Source organism: Pantoea sp. X-Soil-YNGN-775 (assembly GCF_059730575.1).
In genome coordinates this window covers 165134-191564 of sequence record NZ_AP035947.1, presented here as the reverse complement: position 1 = coordinate 191564, position 26431 = coordinate 165134, and the positions used below count along the sequence as shown (strand labels likewise).

Below are 26431 nucleotides of genomic sequence, written 5' to 3'. Positions count from 1 at the left end.
AGGGAGGTTAAAGACTGCCATCCTTCCCATTATTCCGGCGTTACATCTCCCATTACTGCAATTTGATTGTTGAATCCTGACGTATTTGCGGTTATAGCTAAAACGGTTTAGCTTACTCATATACTTTAAGGAATTTCTATGTCAGTACGCGTGTGGTGTCTGGGTGATGCGGTGGTCGATCTGTTGCCGGAAACGCCGGGACGTTTAATGCAGTGTCCGGGCGGCGCACCAGCCAATGTGGCGGTGGGTGTGGCGCGCCTGCAGGGAAACAGTGCGTTTATCGGCAGAGTAGGGGCCGATCCGTTTGGTGACTTTATGCGCCAGACGCTGAATGATGAGCAGGTAGAAACCACCTTCCTCACATCCGATCCCGCTCATCGCACCTCAACCGTGGTGGTCGGACTGGATGACAACGGCGAGCGGTCATTTACCTTCATGGTGCGTCCCAGCGCAGACCTGTTTCTCGAGACAACCGATCTGCCGCAGTTCAGCGCCGGGGAATGGCTGCACTGCTGTTCAATCGCGCTGTCAGCCGAACCCTCACGGAGAGCCACACTTACCGCAATGCAGCGTATACGCGCCGCAGGCGGATTCGTCAGTTTCGACCTGAACCTGCGTGATGATCTGTGGCCTGACCCGACACAGCTGCATGCGGTTGTGCATCAGGCGCTGGCCTGTGCTGATGTGGTGAAGCTGTCAGAAGAGGAACTTCAGTTCCTCCATTCTGCTGTAGATCCTGCCGACAGCATGCAACAGCTGGCTGAACGTTTTGCCATTAAGCTGCTGCTGGTTACGCAGGGCAGGGCGGGCGTGATGGCTTATCACCAGGGGCAGATTTATCACTATCCCACTACGCCGGTGGCCAGCATTGACACCACCGGTGCCGGTGATGCCTTTGTCGCCGGACTGTTGTGGCAGCTGGCGCAGTCGGGTCTGCCCGCCGATGAGCCACAGTTAGCCGTCAGTCTTGCCAGCGCCCAGCGTTGTGGCGCACTGGCAACCACGGCTAAAGGGGCGATGACGGCACTACCCTGGCTGCATCAACTCAGCGACCTGACAGGCTGATTTTCCGGGCTGTTATCACTGGTTTTGCGAGCCATCTCACATTCACTAAACCGGTTTAGCAATTTTCATTGCGCGATGAAATTACCCATGATTATGATTCGCGCCTAAACCGGTTTAGCAAAAAAAGTTTGTGATGATAGCCCTTCCTCAGAGACGCAAAACAATGAAAAAAAGCACGATTGCATTAGCCCTGGCAACCCTGTTCGTTGCTGTGCCGGTCCGGGCAGAGCCGGGCCTCAGCACGATTGAAGCCCGGCTTGCCGCACTTGAACACCGTCTGCAGGTCGCGGAGCAACGCGCAAGCGCGGCTGAAATCCGGGCCGAAGCGGCTGAGAAGCAGGCACAACAGCTGGCAACCGTCCAGCAGCAGACCCCGCCAGCTCCCACTGACGTTGCGCAACGTAGCGCTAAACCGGAACTGAAACCTTCCGCCGATGCGGGCGGATTTGAATTTCACGGCTACGCCCGCTCCGGCCTGCTGATGAACAGCTCGGCAGCGAAAACCCAGGGCGGACCGACGCTGACCCCTGCCGGCGAAACCGGCGGCCACGTCGGGCGTCTCGGTAATGAGCCTGACACCTATGTCGAACTGAATCTGGAACATAAACAGACGCTGACCAACGGTGCCACCACCCGCTTTAAAGCGATGCTGGCCGACGGTCAGCGTACCTACAACGACTGGACGGCTGACAGCAGCGATCTCAACCTGCGGCAGGCGTTTGTCGAAATCGGCCAGCTGCCGACCTTCGACGGTGCCTTTAAAGACAGCACCGTCTGGGCCGGTAAACGCTTTGATCGTGACAACTTCGATATTCACTGGATCGACTCCGATGTGGTGTTCCTCGCCGGAACCGGTGCCGGCTTTTACGACATCAGGTGGGGTGATCGGGTGCGCAGCAACCTCTCGGTGTATGGACGGACCTTTGGTGATATCGAAAACAACGAAAACAGCGCGCAAAACTACATCCTGTCACTCAACAACTTTGTCGGCCCGGTTCAGCTGATGATGAGCGGCATGCGGGCCAGAGATAATGATGATCGCGAGGATATTGACGGAAATAAGATCAAAAGCGATGCGGCGAACACCGGCGTACATGCGTTGCTCGGACTGCATAACGACAGCTTCTATGGCCTGACCGACGGCTCGGCGAAAACGGCGCTGCTGTATGGCCACGGTCTGGGTGCAGAGGTGAAATCTGTTGGTTCAGATGGCGCGCTGCTGCCGCAGGCGGATAGCTGGCGTCTGGCCAGCTATGGCATCACGGCGCTGGGAGACGGCTGGCATATTGCCCCGGCGCTGCTGGCTCAGCATAGCCAGGATCGCTATGTCAAAGGCGACAGTTACGACTGGGCGACCGTTAACCTGCGGCTGATTCAGGAGATGACTCAAAATTTTGAGATGCAGTATGAAGGCTCTTATCAGTACATGGACCTGCGCCCGGAAGGGTACAGAAACCGCAATGCCGTCAGCGGCAGCTTCACCAAACTCACCGTCGCACCCACCCTGAAAGCCGGAGACGTAGGCGACTTCCTGAAACGTCCGGAAATCCGCTTGTTCGCCAGCTGGATGAACTGGGATCACCGGCTGGATAACTATGCCAGTGATGATGCCTTTGGCAGTAAGGGTTTTGAGGCCGGAGGGGAATGGAACTTTGGCGTTCAGATGGAAACCTGGTTCTGACCAGACAGCCCCAGCCTGCAGGGGCTGGGCAACCGCACCAATAAAAATGAAACCAGAAGATAGAGGTTAATATGGATTATGCAAAAATTTCCCGCGCGCTACTGCCCTTGCTGGGCGGCAGGGAGAACATCGCCAGCGCGGCGCATTGCGCTACGCGCCTGCGGCTGGTGCTGGCGGACGACAGCCAGGCAGACACCGCGGCGATTGGCCGGATCGAGGGCGTAAAAGGCTGCTTCCGCAACGCCGGGCAGCTGCAGGTGATTTTTGGCACCGGTGTGGTCAACAAGGTCTATGCCGCATTTATTGCTGAAGCGGGGATTAGCGAGTCGAGCAAATCTGAAGCGGCGGATATCGCGGCGCGCAAGCTTAATCCGTTCCAGCGTATCGCCCGTCTGCTGTCGAATATCTTTGTGCCGATTATCCCGGCCATCGTGGCATCCGGCCTGCTGATGGGGCTGCTGGGCATGGTGAAAACCTACGGCTGGGTCAATCCGGATAACGCACTCTACATCATGCTGGATATGTGCAGTTCCGCCGCCTTCATTATCCTGCCGATCCTGATCGGCTTTACCGCTGCTCGTGAGTTTGGCGGCAACCCGTTTCTTGGCGCAACCCTTGGCGGCATTCTGACCCACCCGGCACTGACTAACGCCTGGGGCGTGGCTTCGGGCTTCCATACCATGAATTTTTTCGGTATCGAAGTGGCGATGATCGGTTACCAGGGCACGGTGTTTCCGGTGCTGCTGGCGGTGTGGTTTATGAGCGTACTGGAGAAGCAGCTGCGCCGGATTATTCCTGATGCACTGGATTTGATCCTGACGCCGTTCCTGACGGTGATCATCTCTGGTTTTATCGCGCTGCTGATCATCGGACCGGCTGGTCGTATGCTGGGGGACGGCATCTCTCTGGTGCTCAGCACCCTGATAGCCCACGCGGGCTGGCTGGCGGGGCTGGTGTTTGGCGGGCTCTATTCGGTGATCGTGATTACCGGGGTACACCACAGTTTCCATGCGATTGAAGCCGGACTGCTGGGAAATCCCGCCATTGGTGTTAATTTCCTGTTGCCGATCTGGGCGATGGCCAACGTGGCTCAGGGCGGTGCCTGCCTGGCGGTGTGGTTTAAAACTAAAGATGTGAAGATAAAAGCGATTAGCTTGCCCTCGGCATTCTCAGCGCTGCTGGGGATCACGGAAGCGGCAATCTTTGGTATTAATCTGCGCTTCATGAAGCCCTTTATAGCCGGCCTGATCGGTGGCGCGCTGGGCGGTGCCTGGGTGGTTTCCGTGCATGTCTATATGACAGCCGTCGGGCTGACGGGGCTGCCAGGCATGGCAATCGTCAAGGCGGGTTCCTTGTTCAATTATGGCATCGGCGTGGCGATCGCATTCACCACGGCGTTCGTGGTCTCTTACCTGCTTAAATACAATACGGATGCTGAATAATGGCTTCATCGACACTTTTGCCGGCTATCCTGCAGGCGGTGATGCAGAAGATGCCTGCTGCGCTTAACGACCATCATTATCCCGGCTGGCATCTGGCGCCGGTTACCGGACTGCTTAACGACCCGAATGGATTTATCCATTTTGACGGTCATTATCATCTGTTTTATCAGTGGAATGCGCTGGGGTGCGAGCATAAACATAAATGCTGGGGACACTGGCGCTCTGCCGATCTGCTGCACTGGCAACATCAGCCGATTGCGCTGATGCCGGATGAAGCGTATGACCGTAGCGGCTGTTACTCCGGCAGTGCGGTCGATGACGATGGCGTTCTGACGCTGATTTACACCGGCAACGTGAAATTTGACGACGGCACACGCACTGCGTGGCAGTGCCTGGCTCAGCAAAAAAGCGCAGCAGGATTTGATAAGCTCGGGCCGGTTATTGCTTTGCCAGAGGGCTACACCGGACATGTCCGCGATCCGAAAGTCTGGCGACAGGGTAACCACTGGTACATGGTGCTGGGCGCTCAGGATCGGCAGTTGCAGGGTAAAGTGCTGCTGCTGCGGGCGGAAAATCTGCAGCAGTGGCAACTGCTCGGCGAGATAGCGGGCAGCGGGCTGGGCGGTCTCGGGCCGGCGGGTTACATGTGGGAATGCCCGGATATGTTTACTCTCGGCGACAGCACTTACCTGATCTGCTGCCCGCAGGGCGTGGCGCGCGAGGAAAAACGCTTTCTCAACAGTCACCCGAGCGCCTGGCTGAGCGGCACGCTCGATGATCAGACGCCGGCCTATCACCACGGCCCGCTGCACGAACTGGACGCCGGCTTCGAGTTTTACGCGCCGCAGACCACGCTGACCGCTGACGGGCGGCGGTTGCTGGTGGGATGGATGGGCACGCCCGATGGGGAAGAGATGGCCCAGCCCACCGTTGCTCATCACTGGATCCACCAGATGACCTGCCTGCGTGAACTCAGTTCCCGGGATGGCAAGCTCTGTCAGCAACCGATCGCCGAGCTGCAGGCGCTGCGCGAAGCCGGAAAGGTTTATCAGGGACGTGCTGATGACGCGCCGCCGATCGATGCGCAGCGGCTGGAACTGCTGCTGGAAAGCCAGGGCGGAATCGAACTCAATTTTGCCGACACGCTGATCGTGACGTGGCAGCAGGATGCACTGCAGCTGGCGCGTCGCAGTCTGGTCACGGGTGAATGGCACTACCGCTACTGGACGGGCGCCGCCAGCCGGTTACAGATCCTGTGCGATCACTCCAGCGTTGAGATTTTCATCAATGATGGCGAAGGGGTGATGAGCAGCCGTTATTTTCCGACGCAGCCGGCGTGGTTAACCCTGCGTGGCCGCGCAGAACTGCAGGCTCACTACTGGTCGTTACGTCGCTGCATGGTAGAATAAGCGCTTGTTTCCTTAGACGATGCCTTGCCGTGAGAAAAACGAAACGCGTTACCATCAGTGACATTGCCACGCTGGCGGGGGTGAGTAAAGCCACCGCCAGCCTGGTGCTCAACGGCCGCGGAGAAGAACTGCGGGTCGCGAAGGAGACGCGTGAACGGGTGCTGGCGCTTGCCCGACAGCATCACTATCAGCCCAGCATTCATGCCCGGATGCTGCACGATGCCCGCAGCCATACACTGGGGCTGGTGGTGCCGGAAATCACCAACCACGGCTTCGCTGCATTTTCTCACGCGCTGGAAAACCTGTGCCGCGCCGCAGGATTGCAGCTGCTGATCTCCTGTACCGACGAAAATGCCGGGCAGGAAATGGCGGTGGTCAATAACCTGGTATCGCGCCAGGTCGACGGGTTGATTGTCGCGTCCAGCATGTTAAGCGACAGTGATTACGTCACCCTTAGCGAGCAGTTGCCGGTGCTGCTGTTTGACCGTCGCATCAGTGACACGCGCTTACCCTGGGTGATCACCGATGCCATCACGCCCACCGCCGATCTGGTTGAAAGGCTGGCGCGCGCCAGTCCGGATGAGATCTACTTTCTTGGCGGTCAGCCCGATCTGTCACCAACCCAGGATCGCCTGGCGGGTTTCAGCCAGGGACTCACGCGTGCTGGCGTTACGCTGCGTCCGGAATGGATTATTCAGGGTAACTATCACCCGGCCAGCGGTTATGAGATGTTTGCCACCCTGTGCGAACGGCTGGGGCGGCCGCCGAAAGCGCTGTTTACCGCCGCCTGCGGCCTGCTGGAGGGCGTTCTGCGCTATATGAGCGAGCACCGCTTGCTGACCAGCGACATCCGCATTGCCAGTTTTGACGATCACTACCTGTATGATTCCCTCTCCATCCCCATCGACACGGTCGAGCAAAACGTGCCGCAGCTGGCGCAGGCCTGCTTCGCGATCCTGACCAGCCTGATCCGCGGCGATGAGCCAGTAAACAGCCAGCTGGTACTGCCTGCGACGCTTCGTCTGCGCTGTTAACGCCGCCGCAGGTTAACCGATGCCAGCAACGCGACTCCCGCTGGCAGAGGCAACTATCGATTGGCGTCGTGCGGCTTAATGCGCTGAATCAGCGGCCGGATTAATGTTACTGGCTGCGCCGGATGCTGGCGAGCGACGTGAGCAGGCTATTTTTATCGCCTTCGCTCAGGTTGGCCGCCGTGAGTTGCGAGGCCAGCCATGCCCGTTCGGCGTGCGGAAAGCCGCCAGCCAACAGCTGCTGGCCGATCGCGTTGAGCAATTGGCTATCCAGCCGTTGTATCTGTTGCCGGGTATCAGCCAGATCCCTGACGGCGGCGTTATCCGGGACTGATAGCCAGTCCGCCCGATAACGATATTGAATCGCCTTACTGGCATTCATCAGGGCATGAACAAACGGTTCCACCGAATGGGGTTCCAGTCCGGCTTGCTCAGCGTTTTTCAGCATGCTTTGCATCACCTGCTGTTCCCGCGGCAAATCCTCGATCGGGAGATGATGCTGTGCTTTGTAGCCAGCCACCTCTTTCATCACCTGCATCCGTTCATTTAATGCAGTGGAAAGCGTGCCGAGCGCAACGGAAGAGACCGGCCCGGCAAAAACGTTACAGCACACAAACAGTGAAGAGAAAAGAATCGTCGTAAAATGCGTCATTTGCCCGCTCCGTTAATGAAAACTGGCGCTAATTTAGTCATGAAAAAATCGCCGAAGGTAATTATTTTGTTTTCAAAGTATGAATTGCAAACGGTGTCAGTGCGCTAGCGCAGGTGATTAATCCTGATGGGTTTTTCGTCTTTTAACGTCACACAATCTTCATGTTGCTATGCCACGCTGACAGGTTTATCCCGCCGCAGCCGGTGTTGCTCAACAGCCGGTATTAATGATGTTGCCGCCAGCGCAGCTCCAGTTATTGTCAGACAGGGATGCGCTAAGCGAAGGGCGACAGGGCAGGGTGAAGAAGGTTGTTACGGCCGGGTGCAGTAAAGCCACTGTCCGCTAATAGGCCGCCAGTGGAGCCTGATGTTGCGATCCGGATCGGTCAGCATCAGGCTGCCAGTGATGTGCTGAGGATAATGGCTACGCCGCCGATCGTGGCGGCGCAGTCAGTCAGGGGACGAAGATAGCGCGGACGCAACCATCTTCTTTGTGTTTGAACATCTCGTAACCCCGCGGTGCCTGTTCCAGCGGGAAGCGATGCGTCGCCATAAAAGCCGGGTTCAGTTCATTGCGGGCCACGTGTTCCAGCAGGCGGTGCATATAACGTTGTCCATGCTGCTGAGCGGTACGGATTGTCAGGCTCTTGTTGATCATCAGGCCTAACGGAAACTTATCCATCACCCCGTAAACGCCGAGAATGGCAATGTTGCCGCCTTTACGGCAGACGTACAGCGCCTGACGCAGTGCCGCGCCAACATCGGTTTCAAGATGCAGCATCTGTTTGGTTTTATCGTAAACCTGGCTCAATCCTTCGCCCCGGGCTTCCATACCGACCGCATCAATGCAGCTGTCCGGGCCACGTCCACCGGTTAATTCCAGTAACGCTTCGTTGATATCCACCTGGGTGTAATCCAGCGTCAGGCTGCCGGCATAATCGCGCGCCATTGCCAGCCGTTCCGGATAGCGATCGATGCCAATCACCTGATGAGCGCCCATCAGCCATGCACTTTGCTGCGCCATCAGACCGACACCGCCACAGCCCCATACCACCACCGTGTCGCCAGGGTGGATATTACAAAAATCGGCACCCATGTAACCGGTCGGGGCAGCATCAGAGAGAAACAGCGCCTGTTCATCGGTCACGCCCTCGGGCACCACGAAGCAATCATTGTCGGCAAACGGCACGCGCACATATTCTGCATGCGATCCGGCATAGCCGCCAAAGGCGTGGCTGTAGGCGTAAATACCGCCGGTCGGATGACCGAGTACGGCTTCTCCTTTCTCCCATTGCGGATTGGTGTTGTCACAACAGGAAGGTAAATGATGCTGGCAGTACCAGCAGGAACCACAGGAGATAAATGAGGGCACTACCACCCGATCGCCGCGGCGAATATTTTTTACGGCGCTGCCGACGTCGACCACCTCACCCATGAATTCATGACCGAGGATGTCGCCTTCGCGCATACTCGGGATCAGGCCATCAATTACGTGCAGATCGGAGCCGCAGGTGGTGGTCAGCCTGACGCGAACAATCGCATCATGAGGATTTATCAGGCCCGGATCGGCCACCGTCTCAACGCTCAAATCGTTAACGCCATTCCAGCACAGTGCGCGCATTTATTTCTCCTTATCCTGACGTTCGGCGTGGCGGCCAGCAGGCTGACCATCCAGCGTGGCGATCTCTCCGGTCTCGGCGAAGCTTTTAAAGCGATGCAGCGCTTTGCTGGCCACCTCTTTCGGCAACAGATCAAACACTTTGGTCACCTTTTTCCCCAGCGCGCCGCCCGGCGGGATGAAGCGCAGGGTGAGCGCCAGTTCAGTGCCCCATTCGCCGGGCGCCGGGCGCAGCAGAAGTTCGCCTTCGTTAGGGATGTCGGCACCCTCCAGCGATCGCCAGGCAATGATTTCACCCGGCTGGGCCTCGACAATCCGGCTCTCCCAGCCGTAGTGTTTACCCAGCGGGCCTTCGATCTGCCAGTGCGCATCGCTTTTATTGACCGGCGTCACCGTGGCAAAGTGGCTCATAATACGCGGCAGAGTATTCGGCTCCAGCCACAGCGAAAAAAGCTCGGTCGCCGGACGACCGACGGTTATCCAGCGCCGGATCGTAAGCGTATTATCGCTGGCGGATGGTTGAGATTTTTTGGCCAAAAGGTCCTCCGATAGCAGGCTCAGTCGAACGGAAATCACTGAAAATGAGTTAAGAACAGCCTGCGGAATTTTGCGAGCGAAGCCGTAGTGTTGCGGTACGGCAGGTCTGGCCGCAGGTTATGTATCGGACAGCGCGGTGCGCGGCGCAGGAAAACCCCGTTGCGGACGGCGGGATTATGTATAATGCCTGCAGCAAAGAGGCATCTGTTTTAGCAGCAAATAGAGGTAGATATGTCTGCATCTGAAACTTCTACCGGTGGTAAAAGTGTGGTCGAGTTGGTGCTGAGTTTAGAAACTCAGGTGGCAGGGTGCCCGCGGGTAAACTGGCACATCGGTCTGAAAAGCAAAACCAAAATGGCGCTGGAAAAGATTAACTGCGCGTTTGATGCAAAGCGCATCAGTGCCGAAGAGAGCCTGAGTCTGAAACAGCGGGTTTACAGCGTTCAGGATAAATTAATCGAGCTGGCGCTGTGGTAAGGCCTGGCGTTTAGCCGTCAGCGGCCATCACCTGCTGGCCCGCACTCAAGTCATCGGGCGTGAAAAACTGATACTTTAGCGCGCAACGCCGTTGAGCATTTTCCGCACTTTTCAGCGAAGGCGTATTGCCGGGAAGGATAGTGCCGGTCAGCAGCACGCTGTCGCCGTAACGCTGAGCAAGCTGCTGCAACAGCATCTGCTGGGCTCGCGCCGCCAGGCCGCGGCCGCGGTATTCCGGCAAAATCACCTCATCCAGAATCTGAATCCCCTCAATGAACCCCACGCGGCGCAGTGCGCAAATGATCAAGCCAGCCAGCTGCCCCTGACTGACTATCAGCGAAACGTTGCCGTGGGCGATATCCTTACGCAGTTCGCGTTTATCGGTTGCCAGCAGCAGATGTCGCAGCTGCGGCAGGGCGCGCCAGCTGGCGCGATAGGCGCGATTGATGGTGGTCAGGCAGACCGGATAATCCCTTCTGGTGGCGGTCACCAGCGAAACATCCTGCCCGGTCGGGGCGGAAAGTGAATCCGGGCGACCAAGAAAGATCAGTTGATCGGTGAAGCCGATCGCAGGATGGTCGGCGGGCAGCAGCACGCGCAGCGTTTGCGGGTTCAGCGCCTGCCACGCCTGCATAATGGCGCAGGCAACCTGCTGGTTAATCGGTCCATCCAGCGCGACGACATCGATAAACGGCTGGGCCAGATCGCCGCCGAGGTAGCGGGGACCGGTGAGATAACGCTGACCGTCAATGTGAAGTTCACGCTGCAGGAAATAGTGTTGTGGCAGTCCGGTTTCACGCCAGGGAAAGGCGGCAGAGAAACGGGCATCACGGCACCACACCTGCTGCTGCGTCAGCCAGTCAATCAGCCAGCTCCTGAGCCGGTGCGGTGAAACCGGCAGGCTCTGGTAGCGCGACACCATATAATCCAGCATACCCATTCCACCTTATTGCCCGTCTCAGGTTCAGCATCGGGGCTGAATAAACGGTACGGCTCAGCGCCGGCTCGGGTACTCCTGTTTCAGCAGACCGAACAGCCAGTCATCCTGCCATTTACCGTCCAGAAAATAGTTCTGTCGTAAGGTGCCTTCCTGCACGAAACCGGCGGAGAGTAACGCCTTCCGTGAGGCGATATTCCCTGCGGTAACGGTCGCCACCAGCTTGCGGTACGCCAGCTGGTCAAAGCAAAACCCGATCAGCGCATTCAGCGACTCGCGACCATAACCTTTGCCGTGAAAGTCAGCGGCGAGAATAAAACCAAACTCGGCAATGCCGTTACCCCGATCGATAAATCCGCTGAATCCTGTCGGCAATTCTGAGGTTTTTTCTTCCATCACCAGGCAAAGCCAGTGATCACATCCTTTATGCCAGGCGGGTAAGCGAACGTCAAACGACTGGGTTCTGATCTCGTCGGCAGAGCGTGGATCGGAGATGTATTTCATCACCGACCGATCCTGACTGACCGCCAGATAAAACGGCCAGTCCTGCTGACTCAGTGGCCGGTAACGCAGCCGGTCAGAAGTGATCTCATCAGGTTGCATTATGCCGCTCCTTGCAGGCCGATCTTCAGGACAAATGTTGATGTCAGCAAGCTAACACAGCTGCTGCAGAAGCGGGAGTCAAACTCGCCAGCCAACCGGGCACCGTTGAAGACGGTTATTGTGGTATCGCTTCCACTTACGTCGACTTTCTTATCAAACGCTGATTGGTGCGCAGCGGTTCGAATTTTTTAACTCATCCGAATTAATTATAATTATATGATATATAACAATTATTCACTACTTATTTACACTCTGCCACGAAAAGGCAATGTAAATGGTATGTGATAGCGTTTACACTTGTACTGATGTTTCTTTACATTTCTCGCTTTTTATCAAGGTTAAACACATGTCACGGGTATCCCGAACACTCAATTTGTTAACGCTGCTGTTTTCTGTCGCCTGCTCTGCCTGGCTGCTGATCGGCGGTGTCTGGTTGCTATCGCTGGGCGGTAGCGCGTATTACCTGATCAGCGGCCTGGCCATGGCGGGCTTTAGCGTGCTGCTGTGGCGCAGAAAGCGCAGTGCGCTCTATCTCTACGCCGCGATTCTGATCGCCAGTGCGCTGTGGGCGTGGCAGGAAGCAGGCAGCGACTACTGGACGCTGGTGCCGCGACTCGACGTCTGGGTACTGCTGGGGATCTGGCTGATTTTGCCTTTCAGCTATCGTCAGTTTGGCCCGGCCGGTAAAAAACCGCTGGCGGCGATGGTTATCGCCTTACTGGCTAACGGAGCGCTGCTGGTGGGCTCATCACTGCACGATCCGCAGGAGATAAACGGCGAACTGCCGCTGACCGATGCTGCGCCAGCCGCTTCATCGGTACCGGCGGAAGACTGGACCGCCTACGGCCGGACGCAGGAAGGCGTGCGTTACTCGCCGCTGAAGCAGATCAATGAGCACAACGTGCAGAACCTGCAGGTGGCCTGGCAATATCACACCGGCGATGTCAAAACCGCTAACGATCCGGGTGAGATTACCAATGAAGTGACGCCGCTGAAGGCGGGCAACATGCTCTATCTCTGCACGCCACACCAGATTCTGCTGGCGCTGGACGCGGTGAGCGGCAAAGAGAAATGGCGCTTTGATCCGAAGCTCAAATCCGATCCGTCATTCCAGCACATCACCTGTCGTGGCGTGTCCTATCACGAAATGCCGGCGGCGCAGCAGAGTAGCGCTTCACAGCCTGCCCACTGCGCGCGTCGTATCTTCCTGCCGGTGGACGACGGTCGTCTGATTGCGCTGGATGCCACCTCTGGTGAGCGTTGCGAGAACTTCGCCAGCCACGGTGAGCTGAATCTGCAACATCAGCAGCCAAATGCCTATCCGGGCGGTTATGAGCCGACTTCACCACCGATTGTCACCGACAAAGTGGTCATTGTGGCGGGCTCGGTCACCGATAACCTGTCAACCCGTGAACCGTCTGGCGTGATCCGCGGTTTTGATATCGACAGCGGTAAGCTGGTGTGGGCGTTTGATCCAGGCGCGAAAGATCCAAATGCGCTGCCCGCAGAAGGGGAAACCTTCAGCGCCAACTCGCCTAACTCCTGGGCTCCGGCGGCGTATGATGCTCAACGTGACATTATTTATCTGCCGATGGGCGTCTCGACGCCAGACATCTGGGGTGGTCATCGCACGCCAGAACAGGAGCGTTATGCCAGCGGCCTGCTGGCGCTGCACGCCTCGACCGGTAAGCTGGCCTGGTTCTATCAGACGGTACATCATGACCTGTGGGATATGGATCTGCCGTCTCAGCCAACCCTGGCGGACATCACCGATAGCAGCGGCAAGCGCGTACCGGTGGTGTATGTTCCGGCTAAAACCGGCAACATTTTTGTGCTGAACCGTGAAACCGGCCAGCCGGTGGTGCCTGCACCGGAAACCCCGGTACCGCAGGGACCGGCAAAAGGCGATCATCTCAACCCGACCCAGCCTTTCTCGCAACTTACCTTCCGGCCGAAGCAGAACCTGCAGGGCAAGGATATGTGGGGCGCGACGATGTTCGACCAGCTGGCGTGCCGCGTGATGTTCCATCGCCTGCGATATGAAGGCCCGTTTACGCCGCCTTCAGAGCAGGGCACGCTGGTGTTCCCGGGTGATTTTGGCATGTTCGAATGGGGCGGTATTGCCGTTGATACCGACCGTCAGATTGCGATTGCGAACCCGATGGCGATGCCCTTTATCTCGCGACTGGTACCACGCGGTCCGGGCAACCCGATTGAGCCTGGCGCGGCGGGTGCCGCCGGTTCCGGTTCGGAATCTGGTGTACAGCATATGTATGGCGTTCCTTATGGCGTTGAGCTGAATCCGTTCCTGTCGCCAGTAGGATTGCCGTGCCTGCAGCCGTCATGGGGCTTTGTCTCGGCGATCAATCTGCAGAATCATCAGATTGTCTGGAAGAAACGCATCGGTACGGTACGCGACAGTGCGCCGGTTCCGCTGCCGTTCAAAATGGGCGTGCCGATGTTAGGCGGCCCGGTGACCACCGCTGGCAATGTCTTCTTTGTGGCCGGAACGCTGGATAACTACCTGCGCGCCTACAGTGTGCGTGACGGCAAACTGCTGTGGCAGGCCCGACTGCCGGCGGGTGGTCAGGCGACGCCGATGACCTATGCGGTCAACGGTAAGCAATATGTGGTGATCATGGCCGGTGGACACGGCTCGTTCGGCACTAAAATGGGCGATACGCTTATCGCTTATGCGCTGCCGTAACCTGCGTTAATCTGTAAAATCACGCCCCCGTCGGTCTCGCCTGCGGGGGCTTTTTTTTGCTGACATTAGCGCGCTGACAGGTGAAGCCGTGGCTTGATTGCTACGCTTGAGCCGGCCCCCTTCTCACTGAGAGAGCAAAACCGATGGATCTGAAACAGATTGATGCCTCTGCCTGGGCCACACTGGTCGATGCTGCTGGCGATCCGCAGGCGGAATTCCGCTTTCTGACGCTGTGTACGGTTGATGCCGCCAGTCGGCCACAGGCGCGTACCGTGGTTTTACGTCAGGTTGATAGCCGCCTGCGCACCCTGACCTTTCATACCGATCTCCGCAGTCCGAAGTGGCAGGAGATGAGCGCCAATCCGCAGGTGACGGTGCTGGGATATGCCCTGCAGACCCGGCTGCAGTTGCGCCTGCAGGGAGAGGCCGGACTGTATGCCGGGGAGAGCGATATTGCGGATGCTGCGTGGTCCCGGTTACCGGCGCGGACCCGCAGCACCTACACCGGCGGCCCGCCGGGCGAGGTGTTAGACAGTGATGAGCAGGCTGCAGTGCCCCCAGTGGATGACGATGCCGGCAGGCAGCATTTCGGCGTAGTGGTGATGCGGGTCAGTGCGCTGGACTGGTATCAGCTACACCGGGAGAACAATCAGCGGGCGCTGCTGATCTACGCCACTGACGGTGCGTTGGTCAGTGGTCAGCAGATCGCCCCCTGAGCAGACGGGTTTAATCCCGGTCTACACTGACTGAACAGACTTTTTTGAAACGACGAGGTCAGGGTGGGTTTAATCAGCAATCGGGGCCAGTCCCCGTTTATTCAGGGTTTTCAGTTGCAGGATGTCACGCTGAATAACGGCATCACGCTGCGCGTCGCCACTGGCGGCAGCGGGCCGGCGCTGGTGATGCTGCATGGTCATCCGCAGAATCACCTCTGCTGGCATAAGGTGGCACCAGTGCTGGCGCAGCATTACACCGTGGTGCTGCCCGATCTGCGCGGCTATGGCGACAGTGATAAACCGGCCAGCGATGCGCAGCACCGGCCTTATTCAAAACGGGCGATGGCGCAGGATATTGCGCTGCTGATGACTGCGCTTGGCCACCCGCGCTTTGCTTTTGTCGGACACGATCGGGGAGCCAGGGTAGGCCATCGGCTGGCGCTCGATTATCCGGATCGCGTCAGCGCCTGTACCTTTATCGATATTGCACCGACAGCCACCATGTACCAGCAGACAGACAGGGAATTCGCCACCCGCTATTTCTGGTGGTTTTTCCTGATCCAGCCTGAGCCATTACCGGAAACGCTGATCGGATCAAACACCGAATTCTTCCTGCGTCAGCATATCCGGGCGCAGCTCAAAGTCGCGGATGCCACGCCTGAAGCGGTTCTGAAAGATTACCTGCGCTGTTATCAGCATCCGGCGATGGTGCACGCGGTGTGTGAGGATTATCGCGCCAGTGCGACGATAGATTTAGAGGATGATGCTGCCAGCGCAGGAGAGCGAATCCGCTGTCCGCTGCTGTTACTGTGGGGAGAGCAGGGCACGGTCGGTCAGCTGTATGACGTGCCGCAAACCTGGGCTGACAAAGCCTCACATATTCAAGGCCGTGCGCTACCCTGCGGCCATTCGCCGCAGGAAGAGGTGCCGTCAGCGTTTCTGGCGGAACTGCAGGCCTTCCTGAACTCCACCGGAGAAAATCAGACTGATTAACCTGTAGCCCGACAGCCGGCACCCTCCAGCGTTAAAATGTCATATTCACTGCCAGCCGCCGCGCTGGCGTTTTTTTATCTGCCGCATCGCTTAACGTATTTTAGCGCCACGTTATCCTCATATTTCTATCTTTTTACGCTATTTCCTATCTTTTAGCTTCGCTTGTGCCAGGCTTTAAATTCCCGTGAAGCAGTCACTTATGCTTCAGGTCCGGAAAAAGAGCCATCATTTCTCTGCACGCTTTTTCCAGCATAACTTTCTCAGGACTACGGGCAGGTTAACCATGAACGATCAACCGCCTGAAAAGCCGCGGGCAGGAAAAAATGACCAGCGACTCAGGCTGGCGGAAGAAAAGCTTGAAGTCTCGAAGCAGCAGGTCAGTGACGGCCATGTCCGGGTTACCCGGCGGGTAACGGAGCATGAAGAAAAAATCGCCCTGTTACTCAGGCAGCAGACGGCCGAAATAGAGCGAGTGCCTAAATCGGAACGGCTGACGTCGATGCCGGAAATCCGCGAAGAAAACGGCGTGATCATCATTCCTGTGGTTGAAGAGGAAGTTGAGATTATCCGCCGGCTGGTGCTGAAAGAGGAACTGCATATCCGCAAGGTGGTTAGCCAGGTTCCGCTGGAACAGGTGGTCACCCTGAAAAAACAGCACGCTCAGATAGACAGACATCAGCAACCAAAACAGTCTGAACCCATCACCGAGGAGAAAACTATGGCGCGTGAAACAATCGTAACGATGTTCAGCAATGTCTCACTGGCAGAAGGCGCAAAGCGCAACCTGATCAAAGCGGGCTTCCTGGACGATGACATTGATATTATTTCCGGAGAGCGCCTGCGTACTGAAGGTCAGGAAGCGCGTCATCCTGGCTTCTGGCAGCGTCTGTTTGGCAATACGCTGGAAGAAGATCAGGCAGAAGTCTATGAAGACGCGATGCGTACCGGCGGCGTGGTGCTATCGCTACGCGCGGATGAAGATCAACTGCCACGGGCGCTGGGCATTCTCGATGCGCATGAAGAGCTGACCGAGCGCAGCGCCGCGATGCCGGAAAACAGTGCTGCCTTGTCAGAAGATTATGCTACCGATGATGGCCTGACCTCTGCACCGGATGCATCACTGAATCAACCGACAGCGGGCAGCAATCTCACCGGTAATCCATCCTACAGCGCAACCGTGCGTCCTGCACTGACCGGTGATGAAAGTGAAGAGGACGTGCTGCGTCTGGCCGAAGAGCGACTGGAGGTCGGGAAACGACTGGTCAGCGAAGGCTCAACCCGGGTACGCCGCTACACGGTCACCGATCAGGTGTCAGAAAACGTGTCGCTGCGTGAGCAGCATGCGGAGATTTTCCGTCGTCCGCTGAGCGAAACCGGCGCGCCGGATCAGGTCGACTGGTCGGAAAAAACCATCGAAGTCGAAGAGACCCATGAACAACCGGTAGTGAATAAAACCGCGCAAATCATTGAAGAAGTGGTGTTGCGTAAAGAGCAGAGCGATCGGGTCGAAACTATCAACGATTCGGTCCGTCGTCAGGAAGTGGATATCGATCGTGCCAGCACGGATAACGTTGCCGGCAACCGGACTGCCACCGATCCGCTGCTCGACGCTACGCAGCAGGCCCGCACCGGTCACGACAGTCCGGCAGCATCACCAGGTGGCCTGGCTGGCCGGGATCCGGCGCATAAAGAGGGTGTGATTGAGAAGGCAGGCGATAAAATTGCCGAAGCCAAAGAGAAGGTTGAAGACAAATTTAAAAAGCCATAAGACGACGGCTGTATCCGGCTTAGTTCACTGCCCGTATTGTTAATACGGGCATTTTTTTGCTCTTAGCGCAGCGGGGCGTTAACCCACAACGCGTGCGGTTTGTGCATGACGACAAAAATTACCCCGCGATAGCATCTGGCCTCGCGCCTCGTTCAGCAAGGCTGGCAGGCTCAATATCGCTATTAGAGCTGTTGTATGTTCCGGCAGCCGCTGATCTGATTTCCAGACAGTTCTTTGCCGTAAAGAGGGCTTGTCTGCCAGCGCCCACTCTTCCCTTACCAATAAAGCGTTCCGGTGGTGTCTGCAATCTGCAGGTGAGCCAGCAATACATATGCTTTGCATCTGCATATACTTAACCTATGCTTGGGGGTGCTTGCTGGCATTGATGCACTCGCTTTGTACAGCGTTTACTCTATGGGAGAAAAATCATGCGAACCGTATCAGTATTTAAAAATGGCAATAATCGCGCCATCCGTTTGCCGCGTGATATGGACTTTGAGGGGGTGAGCGAACTGGAGATCATCCGTGAAGGCGACAGCATCATTCTTCGCCCGGTACGTCCAACATGGGGCTCATTTATTCAGGAAGATAAAGCGGACCCTGACTTTATGACAGAGCGTGAAGACGTTATCAGTGATGAAGGCCGCGTTGACTTATGAGTAAGACTTACATGCTGGACACCTGCATCTGTTCGTTCATTATGCGCGAGCAGCCGGAAGCGGTGATCAGACGTCTGGAGCAGGCGGTGCTGCGTAATCATCGTATCGTGGTATCGGCGATTACCTATGCCGAAATGCGTTTCGGGGCGATCGGGAAAAACGCTTCTCCGCGCCATGGAAAGCTGGTTGATGCCTTCTGCGCCCGCCTTGATGCAATCCTGCCGTGGGATCGGGCAGCGGTGGACGCCACTGCGGAAATTAAAGCGGCACTGGCTTCGGCCGGAACGCCAATCGGCCCTAACGATACCGCCATTGCCGGACACGCGATTGCGGCAGGGGCCATTCTGGTGACCAATAATGTCAGGGAGTTTGAGCGGGTACCGGGCCTGGTGTTCGAAGACTGGGTGAAGTAAGCATGGGTTTTCCAGCCCGCTATTTAATCGCTCCGTGGATAAATAGCGGGCTTTATCCGGCTCAGTCTGCTGGCCAACCTGATCAATACAATAATTGGTTTGCTCTTAGCGCAGCGGAGCGTTAACCCGCAACGCATCCAGTTCGCGCGCATCGTGACTGCAGAAAAAGGTGATCTCGCCGCCACGCTGGCAGGAAAGTTCGCGCAGTCGCTGCTGATTATGCCGGCGCGCCGCGTTATCCATCGCCATCATCCACTGATAAAAACGCAGCCCCGGCGTGCAGTGGCGCGTCGGCTGGCGCATCTCACCGCGATAAAACCAGGCGTCGCCACCGTGCAGCAGCCAGCCATCGGGCTGCTGGATCGCGATACCGGCATGGCCTGGCGTATGTCCCGCCAGCGGCACCAGCAAAATCTCCGGCGGCAGATTGCGCAATCCGTGCACCGCCTCAAAGCCAAACCACTTTTCCCCCTGCGGCTGATAGGTTTCCCAGTTGCTGATCCCGCCCCATTGGCCGGGACGGTAGCGCTCACGCGACAGCCAGCTATGCCGCTGATGGGCGGTATCAACCTCCTGCTGAAGCAGATGAATGCGCGCCTGCGGGAAGTCCGTTAAACCACCAGCATGATCAAAATCGAGATGGGTCAGAATAATGTGGCGCACATCCTCAGCCCTGAAGCCCAGCGCGGTAATCTGTGCCAGTGCGGTCAGCTCATCGCGGCGCTGAATGTTGTTCATGGCGCGGAAAAAACCGGACAGGCGGCTGCCGGGTGCCCGCATATCCTGACGGCCAAACCCGGTATCGACCAGCACCAGACCTTCGCGGTCGGTCTCAATCAGCAGACAGTGGCACACCAGCTGGGCCGTCAGGCCTTTGCTGAATCCATCATAGAGCGCGCCGCCTAGCGGGCACATACAGCCACAGTTGAGGTGGTGAATTTTCATCTGGCCTCCATAAGCTCAATACACAAGATACGACGCGGCCCGGCCAGCCTGGCGCGTGGCACGTCTGTCTGGCTTTAGAGTGTAGAAAGGGATGACGCAGTAGGCGGAGCGGTGCAGCGGATAACCGGGCAAAATTGCCGGTTATCCGCCACAAAGCAGAGAGTTAACGGTGGAACAGCGGGAATGCGCCGGTGAGGAGACCACCAGCCATCAGCACCAGGCTGACCAGAATCCCCCACTTAATCGCAAAGCGCTGATGATCGCCGATATCGACCTTCGCCAGCCCGACCAGCAGATAGACCGACGGCACCAGCGGGCTGAGCAGGTGGAACGGTTGTCCGATGATCGACGCGCGGGCGATCTCTTCTGCCGAAATGCCGTAACTGGCCGCGGTCTGGGCGATAACCGGCAGGATACCGAAGTAGAACGCATCATTGGACATGAAGAAGGTAAACGGCAGGCTGACCAGCGCGGTGAATACCGCCAGATAAGGCCCGAAACTGTGCGGGATCACCGCCAGCAGGCTCTTCGCCATCGCATCGACCATGCCGGTGCCGGAGAGAATGCCGGTGAACACGCCGGCGGCAAAAATCAGCGCGGTAACTGCCAGCACGTTACCGGCATGGGCACCAATACGCGCTTTCTGCTCTTCCAGCGATGGATAGTTGAGCATCACCGCGATCGCAAATGCCAGCATGAACAGGATCTGGATCGGCATCAATCCAATCACCAGCAACACCAGTAGTACGGTGGTCAGAAAGAAATTAGGCCAGAACATTTTCGGCCGGCGATTGGCGGCACACTCTTCGGCATCACCGAGCCCCAGTTCGATATTATCCAGATGATGATCTTTCAGGGTCATTACGCCTAAACGCTTACGTTCACGCAGGCCAAACAGCACCGCCATCGCCACCAGGCTCATGCAGGCCATCAACATCGCGGGCAGCATCGGAATGAAGATATCGAGCGCATCAATGCGCAGCGCCGCCGCAGCGCGCGCCGTCGGTCCGCCCCACGGCGACAGGTTCATAATGCCGCTGGCGAGGTTAACCAGGCAGGTCATCGCCAGCACGTTCATGCCAAGCCGCTGATAGAGCGGTAAGAAGGCGGCGATAGCGATCATGTAGGTGGTGGAGCTGTCGCCATCCAGTGAGACCAGTAAGGTCAGCACCGCGGTGCCGACCAGCACCTTGAGCGGATCGCCGCGCACGATTTTCAGGATAAAGCGCACCAGCGGATCGAACAGACCGGCATCAATCATCAGCCCGAAATAGAGAATAGAGAAGGTGAGCATCACGCCGGTCGGGGCCAGCGTTTTGACACCGTCCAGCATCATGGTGCCCAGACCCTGATAAAAGCCGCCGATCAGCGCAAACAGGGTCGGGATCAGGATCAGCGCAATCAAGGCTGACATGCGTTTGGTCATGATCAGATACATGAAGCAAACTACCATCGAAAAACCCAGTATGGTCAGCAAATTAATGGCCCTCGTCATGGCTAAAAAGTAATAGAAAAGTTACATAGTGTGATAAAAACTTAAGGTATATTTAGCGCGATAATGATTAACCGATTGTTTTAATTAACCCTGCACCTAAAGATGATAATAATGAGGCATCAGGATTTAGCATTTTTTTAACAAAAAAGAGTGATCCCGATCGTTATTAAACGGTTGTTAAACGAGTTTGTGTGATTGCGATCAACTGAGGCGCACGATACACCGGCTTTTCAGGGCCAGAGAACGGGCAACGTAGCGGGAGTTTTTATTGCGAAAGCGGAGAGCAACGCAGCATAGCTGAGCCGGCAAGCTCAGCTATAAAATAGAGAGTAACGGGATTAACTGCCTAACAACTGCATGATCAATTCAGGTGATTTATTCGCCATTTTCATCACCGCATTCTGGCCCTGCTGGAGGATTTGACTGCGCGCCAGCTGGCTGGCTTCTTCTGCATAGTCAGCATCCTGAATCCGGCTGCGGGCCGCCGAGGTATCCACGCTCTGCTGAGACAACACCGCGCGATTAGACTCATAGCGGTTTATCTTCGCGCCATAGGTCGACTGATAGCGGCTGACTTTGTCCAGCGCGCTGTCCAGTGCGAGCATGGTGCTGCTGATATCGCCCGCAGTCAGTAAGGTGGTGTTATTCAACCCGAGCGCTTTGGTATCGGACGGCGTGGCCGGAATATGATCAGACTGTATCGGCTGACCGTAGTCGGCGCTGGTGATCACTTCTAATGGCTCGCTCTGATGCGGCGGGGTAACCGGATTCGATTTTGGCTCAGGCAGATTTCCCCAGGTCAGGTTGCTGGTGAACGAACCATTGCCGACCACCACCACAATCAGGTCTTCGCTGACGGTATCCAGCGTAATGCGCTCCAGCCGGGTGGTGGTGTTGGTACCGTTGTTGAAATCGCCGCTGGCGACATCTTCATAGCGATCGCCGTCACCACTGTAGGTGATATTCATCCCGTTATAACTGCCGCTATTACTGCCGGCCAGCGACCAGCTGGCGCCGCCTTCCAGCAGCTGCGAACCGTCATAGGCCGCGCCGCTGGCGAAGCCGTTGTTACTGGTCAGCAGGCGAGACTGCGCGGTGGCGTCATCGGTGATGCCTTTACTCACCCAGGTATAATCGGGCGCGCTGCCGTCAATCGGGGTGCCGGCCAGATGCTTACCGTCGCGGGTAAACAGCTGCAGGTCATCATCCTGACCCAGTGAGTCAATAGAGATGGTGATGGCGGTCGAGCCGGCCGGAATATAGGCCAGCGGGATCACCCCGGAGGTAAATGAATAGCTCTTGCCCGCCACCGGGAATTTGGTGTTGATCGGCTGGACGTTGCCGAGCAGCGCTGGCGGCAGGTCCGGATCGTTGGTGGCTAACGGGTATTTACCGAAAATTTCCGTCTGGTCAGCAATCTCGTTAATGCCGGCCAGAATCTGCTGGTATTCGCCGTTGATGCTTTGGCGGTCGGTATCCGACAGCGTACCGGTCGCGGCCTGGATAGAGAGCGTTTTAGCCCGTATCAACAGGTCCGCTATGCTGCCCAGGCCACCGCCTGCCGTCTGGGCATAGCTGATGGCATCGTTCAGGCCGCGGGCGACCACACTATCGGCACCAATATTGGCCGTCATGCGGTTGGCAATCGCCTGGCCCGCTGCATCGTCTCTGGCACTGTTTATCCGCATCCCTGATGATAACCGTTCAATCGTTCTTCCCAGAACTGACTCAGTGCTGTACCGCATAGTGTTCGTAAATGCGGCGGTTTCGTTATGGTTGATCGTTAACATAGTCGCTTCGAACAGGGAGTAGGGTCTGTGTTTTATCGGCATGACGATTAGCAGCTTTAACCTGCGAAGACGCATATGCTGGCTGTTATAGCGGTCGTACGGGCAAGTGGCTGAAGGCAGTGGGCTTTTTTGATAAAAAAATTTAACGATTCAGCGAGGGGAAAGCCTGCTGCGCGCGGGCGCAGCAGGGGAAGCGTGAGGCGGTTATCAGTTAAACACCATGCCGCCGTCAATCAGTAACGCCTGTCCGGTCATGTAATCGGAGTCGGGACCGGCGAGGTAGGCGACACAGGCCGCCACATCTTCCGGCTCGGAGAGGCGTCCAAGGGTGATGCGTTTGGCAAACTCGCGGGTGCCATAACCGGCGGGCTGACCGGCCGCATCGGAGATCTGCCGGTCAATCTCATCCCACATCGGTGTTCTGACAATGCCGGGGCAGTAGGCGTTAACCGTGATGCCTGACGGAGCCAGGTCACGCGCCGCTGTCTGGGTCAGGCCCCGTACCGCGAACTTACTGGAGCTGTAAACGGCCAGTTCCGGATTACCAACATGACCGGCCTGTGAACAGGCGTTGATGATTTTACCGCCGTGTCCTTCCGCGGCAAACGCCTGGATGGCGGCCTGCATGCCCCAGATCACCCCTTTCACATTGACGTTGTAGACTTTATCCACCACCGCTTCGGTGATCTCCGCGATCGGCGTGGAGGGCGCGATGCCGGCATTATTAACGATCACGTCAAAGCCGCCCAGCGTCTGACGAGCCTCCTCAACGGCGTGCATCACCTGGTCACGCTGGGAGACATCAACTTTCAACGCCACCGCTTTACCGCCACTCTGAATGATCTTCTCTGCCACCTGGCGGGCAGTTTCAGGATTGAAATCGGCCACCGCCACGGCAAAACCGTCGCGGGCCAGCCGCAGGGCGATAGCTTCACCAATGCCTTGTCCTGCCCCGGTCACAAACGCTACGTTGGTTTTCATCATCATATCCTTTCAGGTTGAAATTAAAGAAGCTGGCTCAGATGCAGCTGGCCCATCAGCAGAGGGTTGTCGGCATAATCGACCGGAACCGCCACCACGGCAGGGCCCTGAACATCCATCGCTTTACGCAGGGTCGGTTCAAGTTCTGCCGCACTGTTGACTGCAAAACCGGCGGCACCAAACGCCTCGGCGTAGACTTTGAAATCGACCGGGCCAAAATTTACGCCGGAAACGCGCTGGTATTTTTTCTCTTCCTGCATCGCCACCATGTTGTAGGCGTTGTCGACCCAGACAATGTGCAGAATATTGGCTTTCAGCCGCACCGCGGTTTCCAGCTCCATGCTGGACTGCAGGAAACCGCCGTCGCCCGATACCGACACCACTTTGCGCTGCGGGTCGACCAGCCAGGCACCAATCGCCCACGGCAGCGCCACGCCCATGGTCTGCTGACCGTTGGAGATCATGATCTGGCGGGCGCGGAAGCTGTAGAGATAGCGGGCGATCCAGATGTGGAAGCTGCCCATATCGACGGTCAGGCTGACGTCACTGTTAATGATGTCCTGCATGGCGCGCACGATGCGTAACGGGTGCAGAGCAAACTGATTAAGGCTGGCACCCTGCATCGCCAGTAATTTGCGCTGATGTTGCCGATCTTCCAGCACGCTGGCCGCTTCCGGGCTGAGCTGAAGCGGTGCCGTGATCCGGCTTGCCAGTTTGCGCAATGTGGCAGCGATATCCCCGACCAGCTCGGCGTCCGGCAGATAGCGGTTGTCGGTTTCGGCGGGCATCACGTCAATATGGATCAGGGTGGCGTTGCCGCTGTTCCACATTGCCGGTTCATATTCCACCGGGCTATAACCGATGGTGATAATCAGATCGGCCTGTTGCAGCAGCCGGTCGCCCGCCTGGTTGTTGAACAATCCGACGCGTCCGGCAAAGCGGGAGAAATGTTCCTGTCGGACCGCGCCTGCCGCCTGATAGGTGCTGGTGACCGGAATATGGCTGCTGTTTAGCAGATGGTGAATCGCCTCGCTGTTTTCTGGCTGGCTCGCCATCAGGCCCAGCAGGATCACCGGGTTTTTCGCCGCGGCAATGGCCAGGCCGACGGTGTCGATCATCGCATCAGGCGCTGCGCCGAGCACCGGGCGGCCTTTGCTGCTGAGCGCCTTACCGGTGACCGGCTGATCAACGATATCCTGTGGCAGGCTGATGAACGCACCGCCGCCGCGGCCATGTTCGGCGTGGCGAAACGCATTCGACAGACATTCAGACAGCGCGGCCGGATCGGTTACCTCAACCGCATATTTGGTGACCGGACGAAACATCGAAACGGTGTCCATGCTCTGGTGCACCTGCTTGGCGCTGTCAGAACGCTTCACGGCACCGCCAATCGCCACCACCGGATCGCCTTCGCTGGTGGCGGTTGCCATGCCGGTGATCAGGTTAGAACAGCCGGGACCGGAGGTGACCAGCGCGACGCCAGCGTTGCCGGTCAGCCGGCCCACCGCTGCCGCCATAAAGGCCGCATTGGCTTCATGGCGCACCGGGATGGTCTGAATCGGGGAATCCAGCAGCGAGTCGAAAACTTTATCGATTTTTGCGCCGGGAATACCGAACACGTGGCTCACGCCCTGTGCTTCAAGTTGCGCCACCACCAGGTCGGCACCGCAGGTCCAGAGTGTGTTATCGGTTGGGTTTTTCATCTTCATTCCTCTGTTTAGCTTTCAACTGCACGAATGGCGGCGTCAAGATTGGCGGGATTCAGGTTGGCATTAAGAAAATCGCTGTCCTGCGGCAAATCAACCACCAGCTTGCTGATGGCGCCAAAGGTCAGGGTGCCTTTTTCCAGCGCATAATCGAGAATGTGGCCGCCGCCTTCGCGATCGTCAGTAATGAAATGTTCGTGATAGCCCGCTACGTTGATGCCCTGCATATACTGCGGCGTGCGGAAGCCAATCAGCTCGCCGCCGCGCTGGCTGAAGGTAAAGGTCGGCTGATTGCCAAGCACTTCCGGCATCGAACGGTAAGGGCGGCACTGGCAGGGCACGGTGCGGGTCTCGACGCGGCTAAAGCGTCCGCTGATCCGCAATGCGCAGAACTGGTTATCAGAAGTGATTTCGCTGTCGATCACCCGGTGAATCTCTTCACGTGAGACCGGCCGTTCAAATTCGTACAGATGCTGCGGTTTGAAAAAAGTCATTACCGCAAACGGGGTTTTTTGTTGCGGATCGGCAGGGTGCGCCGTGCCGTCTGAATGCAGCTGATAAACCTGGCTGTCAAAGGCGATCAGTTCGCCATCCAGCCGGTTAAAGGTGCCCAGACCGAAATCCCCCTTGCGCAGCAGATCGGCAATCCGGGTGCTGCCATCGTAAACGCCGCTCAGCAGGGCGCTCATCAGTGAGGTCTGATAGATAACGCTTTCTGGTGCATCCTGTGCCAGTTTTCGCACGGTATGCTTTAGTTGATCCTCACAGGAACAATCAGTTACATAATTGCTCATTTGGTGCCTCATC

23 protein-coding genes are annotated in these 26431 nt (G+C 57.2%); 12 read left to right on the top strand and 11 right to left on the bottom strand.

What is annotated here, in order from left to right:
* The first annotated feature begins 138 nt into the window (after positions 1 to 138).
* The 5 genes from cscK to AC6I8I_RS23880 all read left to right on the top strand — a co-directional run bounded on the left by cscK (position 139) and on the right by AC6I8I_RS23880 (position 6631).
* Entirely contained in the window at positions 139 to 1065 is a 927-nt protein-coding gene (gene cscK, locus AC6I8I_RS23900; protein WP_312056602.1) for a fructokinase, read from the top strand.
* Positions 1066 to 1228: 163 nt separating this feature from the next.
* Positions 1229 to 2746: a carbohydrate porin gene (locus AC6I8I_RS23895; RefSeq protein WP_069729827.1), complete on the top strand. Its 1518-nt coding sequence runs from the start codon at positions 1229 to 1231 to the stop codon at positions 2744 to 2746.
* A gap of 71 nt (positions 2747 to 2817) precedes the next feature.
* Entirely contained in the window at positions 2818 to 4188 is a 1371-nt protein-coding gene (locus tag AC6I8I_RS23890; RefSeq protein ID WP_046289434.1) for a sucrose-specific PTS transporter subunit IIBC, read from the top strand.
* Positions 4188 to 5597 carry a sucrose-6-phosphate hydrolase gene (locus tag AC6I8I_RS23885; RefSeq protein ID WP_312056604.1) on the top strand — a complete coding sequence of 470 codons (1410 nt, stop codon included), beginning with the start codon at positions 4188 to 4190 and terminating at the stop codon, positions 5595 to 5597. Before AC6I8I_RS23890 ends, AC6I8I_RS23885 begins: the two co-directional genes overlap by 1 nt.
* Before the next feature lie 29 nt (positions 5598 to 5626).
* A complete protein-coding gene (locus AC6I8I_RS23880; RefSeq protein ID WP_312056605.1) occupies positions 5627 to 6631 on the top strand; it encodes a substrate-binding domain-containing protein in 1005 nt (334 codons plus the stop codon).
* A gap of 106 nt (positions 6632 to 6737) precedes the next feature.
* On the opposite strand, the gene AC6I8I_RS23875 is transcribed toward AC6I8I_RS23880, so the two are convergent.
* The 3 genes from AC6I8I_RS23875 to AC6I8I_RS23865 all read right to left on the bottom strand — a co-directional run bounded on the left by AC6I8I_RS23875 (position 6738) and on the right by AC6I8I_RS23865 (position 9434).
* Complete coding sequence (locus AC6I8I_RS23875; RefSeq protein WP_031378125.1) at positions 6738 to 7280, bottom strand: chorismate mutase; 543 nt, start codon at positions 7278 to 7280, stop codon at positions 6738 to 6740.
* 453 nt (positions 7281 to 7733) lie between these two features.
* Positions 7734 to 8900: a zinc-dependent alcohol dehydrogenase gene (locus tag AC6I8I_RS23870; protein WP_312056607.1), complete on the bottom strand. Its 1167-nt coding sequence runs from the start codon at positions 8898 to 8900 to the stop codon at positions 7734 to 7736.
* The gene (locus AC6I8I_RS23865; protein ID WP_312056609.1) at positions 8901 to 9434 is read right to left on the bottom strand and encodes an SRPBCC family protein; all 534 of its coding nucleotides are present in this window, start codon (positions 9432 to 9434) and stop codon (positions 8901 to 8903) included.
* A gap of 231 nt (positions 9435 to 9665) precedes the next feature.
* On the opposite strand from AC6I8I_RS23865, the gene AC6I8I_RS23860 reads away from it, so the two are divergent.
* Positions 9666 to 9911: a hypothetical protein gene (locus AC6I8I_RS23860; RefSeq protein WP_312056610.1), complete on the top strand. Its 246-nt coding sequence runs from the start codon at positions 9666 to 9668 to the stop codon at positions 9909 to 9911.
* 10 nt (positions 9912 to 9921) lie between these two features.
* On the opposite strand, the gene AC6I8I_RS23855 is transcribed toward AC6I8I_RS23860, so the two are convergent.
* Entirely contained in the window at positions 9922 to 10845 is a 924-nt protein-coding gene (locus AC6I8I_RS23855; RefSeq protein ID WP_312056611.1) for a GNAT family N-acetyltransferase, read from the bottom strand.
* 60 nt (positions 10846 to 10905) lie between these two features.
* Positions 10906 to 11451: a GNAT family N-acetyltransferase gene (locus AC6I8I_RS23850; RefSeq protein WP_312056612.1), complete on the bottom strand. Its 546-nt coding sequence runs from the start codon at positions 11449 to 11451 to the stop codon at positions 10906 to 10908.
* A 346-nt stretch (positions 11452 to 11797) separates the two neighbouring features.
* Here AC6I8I_RS23850 and AC6I8I_RS23845 point away from each other — a divergent pair, with 346 nt between their 5' ends.
* The 6 genes from AC6I8I_RS23845 (at position 11798) to AC6I8I_RS23820 (ending at position 18707) form a co-directional block, all read left to right on the top strand.
* On the top strand, positions 11798 to 14158 hold the full coding sequence (locus AC6I8I_RS23845) for a glucose/quinate/shikimate family membrane-bound PQQ-dependent dehydrogenase (RefSeq protein ID WP_497828950.1): 2361 nt from the start codon (positions 11798 to 11800) through the stop codon (positions 14156 to 14158).
* 143 nt (positions 14159 to 14301) lie between these two features.
* Positions 14302 to 14874, top strand: coding sequence for a pyridoxamine 5'-phosphate oxidase family protein (locus tag AC6I8I_RS23840; protein WP_312056614.1), 573 nt, complete (start codon positions 14302 to 14304; stop codon positions 14872 to 14874).
* Positions 14875 to 14937: 63 nt separating this feature from the next.
* The gene (locus AC6I8I_RS23835; RefSeq protein ID WP_497828949.1) at positions 14938 to 15867 is read left to right on the top strand and encodes an alpha/beta fold hydrolase; all 930 of its coding nucleotides are present in this window, start codon (positions 14938 to 14940) and stop codon (positions 15865 to 15867) included.
* A 283-nt stretch (positions 15868 to 16150) separates the two neighbouring features.
* Positions 16151 to 17635 (top strand): YsnF/AvaK domain-containing protein, encoded by a 1485-nt coding sequence (locus AC6I8I_RS23830; protein WP_497828948.1) that lies wholly within the window; start codon positions 16151 to 16153, stop codon positions 17633 to 17635.
* A 428-nt stretch (positions 17636 to 18063) separates the two neighbouring features.
* A complete protein-coding gene (gene vapB / locus AC6I8I_RS23825; RefSeq protein WP_159224163.1) occupies positions 18064 to 18294 on the top strand; it encodes a type II toxin-antitoxin system VapB family antitoxin in 231 nt (76 codons plus the stop codon).
* Positions 18291 to 18707, top strand: a complete 417-nt coding sequence (locus AC6I8I_RS23820; RefSeq protein ID WP_312056619.1) for a type II toxin-antitoxin system VapC family toxin — start codon at positions 18291 to 18293, stop codon at positions 18705 to 18707. The genes vapB and AC6I8I_RS23820 overlap by 4 nt, the downstream gene beginning before the upstream one ends.
* Before the next feature lie 105 nt (positions 18708 to 18812).
* Here AC6I8I_RS23820 and AC6I8I_RS23815 read toward each other — a convergent pair whose 3' ends face one another.
* The 6 genes from AC6I8I_RS23815 to budA form a co-directional block, all read right to left on the bottom strand.
* On the bottom strand, positions 18813 to 19652 hold the full coding sequence (locus AC6I8I_RS23815) for an MBL fold metallo-hydrolase (RefSeq protein ID WP_312056621.1): 840 nt from the start codon (positions 19650 to 19652) through the stop codon (positions 18813 to 18815).
* A 163-nt stretch (positions 19653 to 19815) separates the two neighbouring features.
* The gene (locus tag AC6I8I_RS23810) at positions 19816 to 21129 is read right to left on the bottom strand and encodes a CitMHS family transporter (RefSeq protein WP_497821139.1); all 1314 of its coding nucleotides are present in this window, start codon (positions 21127 to 21129) and stop codon (positions 19816 to 19818) included.
* A 356-nt stretch (positions 21130 to 21485) separates the two neighbouring features.
* Positions 21486 to 22937, bottom strand: coding sequence for a flagellin N-terminal helical domain-containing protein (locus tag AC6I8I_RS23805; protein ID WP_312056242.1), 1452 nt, complete (start codon positions 22935 to 22937; stop codon positions 21486 to 21488).
* Positions 22938 to 23144: 207 nt separating this feature from the next.
* On the bottom strand, positions 23145 to 23918 hold the full coding sequence (locus AC6I8I_RS23800; protein ID WP_312760043.1) for a (S)-acetoin forming diacetyl reductase: 774 nt from the start codon (positions 23916 to 23918) through the stop codon (positions 23145 to 23147).
* A gap of 23 nt (positions 23919 to 23941) precedes the next feature.
* Positions 23942 to 25621 (bottom strand): acetolactate synthase AlsS, encoded by a 1680-nt coding sequence (alsS, locus tag AC6I8I_RS23795; RefSeq protein ID WP_497828947.1) that lies wholly within the window; start codon positions 25619 to 25621, stop codon positions 23942 to 23944.
* 14 nt (positions 25622 to 25635) lie between these two features.
* The gene (gene budA, locus AC6I8I_RS23790) at positions 25636 to 26418 is read right to left on the bottom strand and encodes an acetolactate decarboxylase (RefSeq protein WP_069729936.1); all 783 of its coding nucleotides are present in this window, start codon (positions 26416 to 26418) and stop codon (positions 25636 to 25638) included.
* Positions 26419 to 26431 lie beyond the last annotated feature (13 nt).

Excerpts from the sequence above, each read along its gene's own strand:
- AC6I8I_RS23840 (WP_312056614.1), top strand. The coding sequence starts at position 14,302 with ATGGATCTGAAACAGATTGATGCCTCTGCCTGGGCCACACTGGTCGAT.
- AC6I8I_RS23890 (WP_046289434.1), top strand. The coding sequence starts at position 2,818 with ATGGATTATGCAAAAATTTCCCGCGCGCTACTGCCCTTGCTGGGCGGC.
- budA (WP_069729936.1), bottom strand. The coding sequence starts at position 26,418 with ATGAGCAATTATGTAACTGATTGTTCCTGTGAGGATCAACTAAAGCAT.
- cscK (WP_312056602.1), top strand. The coding sequence starts at position 139 with ATGTCAGTACGCGTGTGGTGTCTGGGTGATGCGGTGGTCGATCTGTTG.
- AC6I8I_RS23830 (WP_497828948.1), top strand. The coding sequence starts at position 16,151 with ATGAACGATCAACCGCCTGAAAAGCCGCGGGCAGGAAAAAATGACCAG.
- AC6I8I_RS23820 (WP_312056619.1), top strand. The coding sequence starts at position 18,291 with ATGAGTAAGACTTACATGCTGGACACCTGCATCTGTTCGTTCATTATG.
- AC6I8I_RS23855 (WP_312056611.1), bottom strand. The coding sequence starts at position 10,845 with ATGCTGGATTATATGGTGTCGCGCTACCAGAGCCTGCCGGTTTCACCG.
- AC6I8I_RS23800 (WP_312760043.1), bottom strand. The coding sequence starts at position 23,918 with ATGAAAACCAACGTAGCGTTTGTGACCGGGGCAGGACAAGGCATTGGT.
- alsS (WP_497828947.1), bottom strand. The coding sequence starts at position 25,621 with ATGAAAAACCCAACCGATAACACACTCTGGACCTGCGGTGCCGACCTG.
- AC6I8I_RS23805 (WP_312056242.1), bottom strand. The coding sequence starts at position 22,937 with ATGTTAACGATCAACCATAACGAAACCGCCGCATTTACGAACACTATG.
- AC6I8I_RS23875 (WP_031378125.1), bottom strand. The coding sequence starts at position 7,280 with ATGACGCATTTTACGACGATTCTTTTCTCTTCACTGTTTGTGTGCTGT.
- AC6I8I_RS23850 (WP_312056612.1), bottom strand. The coding sequence starts at position 11,451 with ATGCAACCTGATGAGATCACTTCTGACCGGCTGCGTTACCGGCCACTG.
- AC6I8I_RS23845 (WP_497828950.1), top strand. The coding sequence starts at position 11,798 with ATGTCACGGGTATCCCGAACACTCAATTTGTTAACGCTGCTGTTTTCT.
- AC6I8I_RS23870 (WP_312056607.1), bottom strand. The coding sequence starts at position 8,900 with ATGCGCGCACTGTGCTGGAATGGCGTTAACGATTTGAGCGTTGAGACG.
- AC6I8I_RS23860 (WP_312056610.1), top strand. The coding sequence starts at position 9,666 with ATGTCTGCATCTGAAACTTCTACCGGTGGTAAAAGTGTGGTCGAGTTG.
- vapB (WP_159224163.1), top strand. The coding sequence starts at position 18,064 with ATGCGAACCGTATCAGTATTTAAAAATGGCAATAATCGCGCCATCCGT.
- AC6I8I_RS23885 (WP_312056604.1), top strand. The coding sequence starts at position 4,188 with ATGGCTTCATCGACACTTTTGCCGGCTATCCTGCAGGCGGTGATGCAG.
- AC6I8I_RS23895 (WP_069729827.1), top strand. The coding sequence starts at position 1,229 with ATGAAAAAAAGCACGATTGCATTAGCCCTGGCAACCCTGTTCGTTGCT.
- AC6I8I_RS23815 (WP_312056621.1), bottom strand. The coding sequence starts at position 19,652 with ATGAAAATTCACCACCTCAACTGTGGCTGTATGTGCCCGCTAGGCGGC.